The sequence below is a fragment of the Candidatus Accumulibacter aalborgensis genome (assembly GCF_900089955.1).
In the GTDB taxonomy this organism is placed as follows: Bacteria; Pseudomonadota; Gammaproteobacteria; order Burkholderiales; family Rhodocyclaceae; genus Accumulibacter; species Accumulibacter aalborgensis.
This window is the reverse complement of sequence record NZ_FLQX01000071.1, coordinates 1-1891: the sequence shown is the minus strand read 5'-3', so window position 1 is coordinate 1891 and position 1891 is coordinate 1. Positions and strand designations below refer to the sequence as shown.

General features: G+C 63.0%; 2 protein-coding genes and 1 pseudogene. 1 reads left to right on the top strand and 2 read right to left on the bottom strand.

Features of this window, described 5'->3' with window-relative positions; translation table 11 throughout:
* Positions 1-357, top strand: a 357-nt coding sequence (locus tag ACCAA_RS04675; RefSeq protein WP_186406079.1) for a 2Fe-2S iron-sulfur cluster-binding protein, incomplete at its 5' end; no start/stop codon positions are given.
* 110 nt (positions 358-467) lie between these two features.
* On the opposite strand, the gene ACCAA_RS04670 is transcribed toward ACCAA_RS04675, so the two are convergent.
* Positions 468-1424, bottom strand: coding sequence for a branched-chain amino acid ABC transporter permease (locus ACCAA_RS04670; protein WP_186406078.1), 957 nt, complete (start codon positions 1422-1424; stop codon positions 468-470).
* 38 nt (positions 1425-1462) lie between these two features.
* A pseudogene (locus ACCAA_RS04665) lies at positions 1463-1819 on the bottom strand (ABC transporter permease subunit); the annotation flags it as partial.
* Positions 1820-1891: the final 72 nt, after the last annotated feature.

The window sequence follows — 1891 nt, the reverse complement described above, 5'->3', positions numbered from 1 at the left end:
CTTGCCCTTCTCGCCGCCAATTACTGCCGCCAGATTTATGCGGATTTACTCCGCCGGCAACACACCCCGCCGGTGGCCGAATGTCCCGTTCCCGTCGTGTTCTCGCGGTCGGCCAAGGAAGCCCGTTGGCAGCCGGGCGGTGGCAGCCTGCTCGACCTTGCGGAAGCGCGTGGACTGACGCCGGAATTCAGTTGCCGGGGCGGCTCATGCGGCACCTGCAAGACCCGAATACTGGCCGGCCAGGTCAGCTACACGTCGCCGCCAGCCGTCGCCATGGGGGCGGACGAGATACTGATTTGCTGCTCGGTGCCTGCAGCGAGTGCCGACCACACGGTTGGCCTGGTGCTGGATCTGTAAGTCATCGATGATCGCTGGTCGGCAGCAGTCCGGGTCGGTAAGCACGGACTTGAGAAAAGATGGGCCGGAGGGGCGCAGGCTCGCCGGGTCAGTCCGCGCGCCTCGCAACCTCAGCGCATCACTCCCATCCGCTGCGCCAGCGCTTGCAGTTCGCCAACGATCCCGCGGCGAAACATCAACACGCAGAGGACGAAGATGGCGCCCATGATGACCGTGACCCAGGAACCCACTTTGTCGGCCAGCTCGTCTTGCAGGCTGACGATGGTCAGGGCGCCGACCAGCGGGCCGAGCACCGTGCCCAGGCCGCCAAGCAGGGTCATCAGCACGACTTCTCCCGACATGTGCCAATGCACGTCGGTCAGGGACGCCAACTGAAAGACGAGGGTCTTGGTCGCGCCGGCCATGCCGGCGAGTGCCGCTGAGATCACGAAAGCCAGCAGCTTGAAGCGGGCGACGTCGTAGCCCAGCGATATCGCACGCGGCGTGTTTTCGCGAATCGCCTTCAGCACCTGCCCGAAAGGCGAATGAATCGTCCGGTAGATCACGAAGAAGCCGAAACAGAAGACGGCGAAGACCAGGTAGTACATCGCGATGTTGTCCGACAGGTCGACCAGTCCAAATAGCCGGCCGCGCGGCACGCCCTGCAATCCGTCCTCGCCGCCCGTGAACGGCAACTGCAGGCAGAGGAAGAAAACCATTTGCGCCAGCGCCAGCGTGATCATCGCGAAGTAGATCCCCGATCGGCGTATCGCCAGCACACCGAATAGCCACCCCAGCAGGCCGGCAGTGACGGTGCCGGCGAGGATGCCAATCTCCGGCGTCGTCCCGTAGTCCGTCATCAGCAGACCACAAACGTAGCCCGCCGAGCCGAGGAAGGCTGCGTGCCCGAACGAAAGCAGCCCGGCGAAGCCGAGCAACAGGTTGAAGGCACAGGCGAAGAGCCCGAAGCAAAGGATCTTCATCAGGAAGGTTGGGTAAACCACGAACGGCGCGATCATTCCGAGCGCGAAAAGCACGGCGAAAACGATCGGCGTTTGTTGCGAGGCGGTGTTGGCGCGGGCGCTCATGGGCGGGATTTCCTTGGCTGTTTTCAGGCGGCCCTGCCGAAGAGGCCGGCGGGACGGATCAGGAGCACGATGCCGAAGGTCAGCAGCAGGCCGTAGAGGTGGTCCAGTTGGTAGAGCCGGCGAAGCATCGTGCGTTCGAGGACGATGCCCAACAGCCCGACGATCATCGGCGCCAGGAGAAGCGCAGCCCAGTAGCCGATCGCGAATTTCGTCAGCGCGATCCAGGCCACGAAGGCGCCCAACATGTACTGCGCGCCGTGCGCGAAATTGATGATGTTGAGCAGGCCGAAAATGATCGCCAGGCCAAGGCTGAGGATGGCGTAGAACGAGCCGTTGATCAGGCCGATCAAGAGCTGGCTGCCGAGCAACTGGGGCGAGATGCCGAGGATTTCCATGCCACCCTCCGACGGACCTTCCCGGAGCCCTTGATCTAAGTCGTTGATTCATTGTAGGAAATCAGAAAATCG

Coding starts and splice junctions, on each gene's coding strand:
- ACCAA_RS04670 (WP_186406078.1), bottom strand. CDS start 1,424: ATGAGCGCCCGCGCCAACACCGCCTCGCAACAAACGCCGATCGTTTTC.